We start from the raw sequence: 2,831 nt of genomic DNA on the forward strand, positions 1-2,831 counted from the left end.
AGCGCGATCCGCCCGCCGGGGGGCGTCAGCGGGCGCGGCGCGGGCGCCTCGGGCAGGGCGCGATGGCCGGCGGCTGCGATGATCGCCTCCAGGTCGCAATGCGCCGCGATGAAATCGCCCGCATGGTCCAGGATGGCCTGCAGGCCCGCGGTCTCCTCGGCCTGGATCAGGCCCAGATGGCGTTCGGGCAGGGTGATGTTGCCCTGCCGCGGCAGGCTGCCCAGCACCCGGATGCCCGCCTGATCCATCCCCTCGCGGATCAGCCGGTCATGGCGCGACGAGGCCACGCGGTTCAGCACCACCCCCGCGAAGGGCAGATCGGGGCGCAGCGTGGCAAAGCCCCGCGCCGTGGCCGCCGCCGATTGTGCCTGTCCGCCCACGTCCAGGATCAGCACCACGGGCCAGCCCATCATCTGGGCGATTTCGGCGCTGGAGCCGATGCCGGTCTCCCCCTTGGTAGCGACCCCGTCGAACAGGCCCATCGACCCCTCGGCCAGGACCAGGTCGGCGGGGGGCTGGCCGGTCGCATGGGCGATCAGCCGCCCCGGCTCCATCGCCCAGGCATCCAGGTTGAAGCTGGCCCGCCCCGAGGCCGCCAGGTGGAACCCCGGATCGATGTAATCCGGCCCCGACTTGAAGGGCTGCACGGTGAGCCCCTGCCGGCGCAAAGCGGTCAGCAGGCCGAGCATCAGCATCGTCTTGCCCGTCCCCGATGCGGGGGCCGAGATCATCAGGCCCGGCGTCGGGGGGCGCGTCATTCCGGGAACCTCGGCGCGTCACCCACGGGGCGATAGCGGCGGTCGTAATCGGCGGCGTAGAGGCGACTGTCCTCGAACCCCTCGCCTGCCAGCGCAGGCCCGACCAGGATCAGCGCGGTGCGGTCGATGCCTTGCGCGTCCACGGTGGCCAAGGTCGCGCGGATCACCCGCTGGTCCGGCCAGCTGGCCCGCCAGACCACCGCCACCGGGCAGTCAGGCCCGTAATGCGGGGTCAGATCGGCCACGACCTGCTCCAGCGCGTGGATCGACAGGTGGATCGCCAGCGTCGCCCCGGTCGCGGCAAAGGCCGCCAGCGTCTCGCCCTCGGGCATGGTCGAGGCGCGCCCCGGCGTGCGGGTCAGCACCACGGATTGCGCAAGGCCCGGCAGGGTCAGTTCGGTCTGCAGCGCGGCGGCGGCGGCGGCAAAGCTGGGCACGCCCGGCGTCACGTCGAAGGGGATGTCCAGCGCCCGCAGGCGGCGGATCTGTTCGCCCATCGCCGACCAGACCGACAGGTCGCCCGAATGCAGCCGCGCCACGTCCTGGCCCGCCGCATGGGCGGTGGCGATCTCCTCCATGATCCGGTCCAGCGACAGGGGCGCGGTGTTCACGATCCGCGCGCCGGGCGGGCAATGGGCCAAGAGCGCGGCAGGCACCAGGGACCCGGCATAGAGGCAGACCGGGCAGGCCGCGATCAGGTCGCGGCCGCGCAGGGTGATCAGGTCGGGCGCGCCGGGGCCTGCGCCGATGAAATGGACGGTCATGGAACCTCTGCGATGGCGATGGTGACGGGACCGAAGGTCCGACGCGGATGGGTCAGGCGGCCGCCCCCATCCAGACTGGCGGCGATGGCGGCGGCCTCGGCCACCGATCCGGTGTCGAAGGCGGCCAGGATGCGGACGGATTGCGTGGGCGTGGCGATGCCCGCCACGGCGACCAGATGCAGTGGCAGGTCGCGCGCATGGGCCAGCGGACGCAGTTCGGGCGCGCGTTCGGGAATGGTGGCCAACGCGTCCGCACCGCCCGCGGCCTCCAGCGCGGCCAGCAGGGCGGGCAGGGGGGTGCCGGGGCGGCAGCCTATTCCGGCGATCCGCATGTAACGCTCCATTGCACGATCGGGCGGGCGGGGGTCCAGCCGCGCATCCCCCCCAGGGGGGCGGCCTCGGCGATGTCGATGCGCAGCAGGCGGCCGCCGTGATCTGCGTGCCAGCGGGTCAGCAGCGATTCCGTCTCCAGCGTCACGGCATTGGCGACCAGCCGCGCGCCGGGGGGCAGGTGGGCCCACAGCGCCTCCAGCAGCGCCTGCGACGCGCCGCCGCCGACAAAGACCGCATCGGGCGTGTCGGGCGGCAGCGCCTCGGGGGCCGAGCCTTCGATCACCGTGACCCGCCCGCCCAGGCCGAAGGCGTCGATATTGGCGCGGATGGTGGCGATGCGGTCCGCGCGCGGCTCGACCGTCACGGCGCGGCCCCCCGCCAGAGCCCATTCCACCGCGACCGAGCCCGAGCCGCCGCCGATATCCCACAGCACCTCTCCCGCGCGCGGGGCAAGGGCCGCGAGGGTCAGCGCGCGGATGGGTGATTTGGTGATCTGCCCGTCATGGGTGAACAGCGCATCCGCCCGGCCCGGCACCGCGGGCAGGCCGAAGCCGCGCGGCAGATCCGCCCCGTCGATGGCCACCGCCACTGGTGCGGCGCAGGTCAGCGCGACCCCATCGGCGCGCGTGCTGCGCACCCGTTCGGACGGCCCGCCAAGTCGCTCCAGCACCGTCAGCCGCGCAGCCCCCGCGCCCTGTTCGACCAGCCATCGGGCCAGCGCGGCAGGCGCGTCGCCATCGCGCAGAGTCGCGATGATCCGGCAGCCGCGCGCCAGATGCGGGCGCAGCTGTGCGAAGGGCGCAGCATGCAGGCCCAGGGTCACCACCTCCTCCAGCCGCCAGCCAAGGCGTGCGGCGGCCAGCGACAGCACCCCCGGCGCGGGCAGGGTGCGCCATTCGTGGCGCTCCAGCACGGCGGCGATGCCGCCCCCCGCGCCGCACCAGAACGGATCGCCCGAGACCAGCGCCGCCACGCG

General features: G+C 74.0%; 4 protein-coding genes. All 4 read right to left on the minus strand.

Annotation, left to right across the window (positions count from 1 at the left end; translation table 11 throughout):
* Positions 1 to 758 (minus strand): cobyrinic acid a,c-diamide synthase CobB (locus FHD68_RS18225; protein ID WP_139086504.1); only part of this gene is annotated, 758 nt, incomplete at its 3' end.
* On the minus strand, positions 755 to 1,522 hold the full coding sequence (gene cobM, locus FHD68_RS18230; protein ID WP_127897638.1) for a precorrin-4 C(11)-methyltransferase: 768 nt from the start codon (positions 1,520 to 1,522) through the stop codon (positions 755 to 757). The genes cobM and FHD68_RS18225, both read right to left, overlap by 4 nt.
* Positions 1,519 to 1,854 carry a cobalamin biosynthesis protein gene (locus tag FHD68_RS18235; protein WP_164871386.1) on the minus strand — a complete coding sequence of 112 codons (336 nt, stop codon included), beginning with the start codon at positions 1,852 to 1,854 and terminating at the stop codon, positions 1,519 to 1,521. The genes cobM and FHD68_RS18235 overlap by 4 nt, the downstream gene beginning before the upstream one ends.
* Positions 1,836 to 2,831: precorrin-6Y C5,15-methyltransferase (decarboxylating) subunit CbiT (gene cbiT / locus FHD68_RS18240; RefSeq protein ID WP_139086512.1), on the minus strand; the 996-nt coding region annotated here is incomplete at its 5' end. The genes cbiT and FHD68_RS18235, both read right to left, overlap by 19 nt.

The sequence above is a fragment of the Paracoccus marcusii genome, assembly GCF_006151785.1.
Taxonomy (GTDB): Bacteria; Pseudomonadota; Alphaproteobacteria; order Rhodobacterales; family Rhodobacteraceae; genus Paracoccus; species Paracoccus marcusii.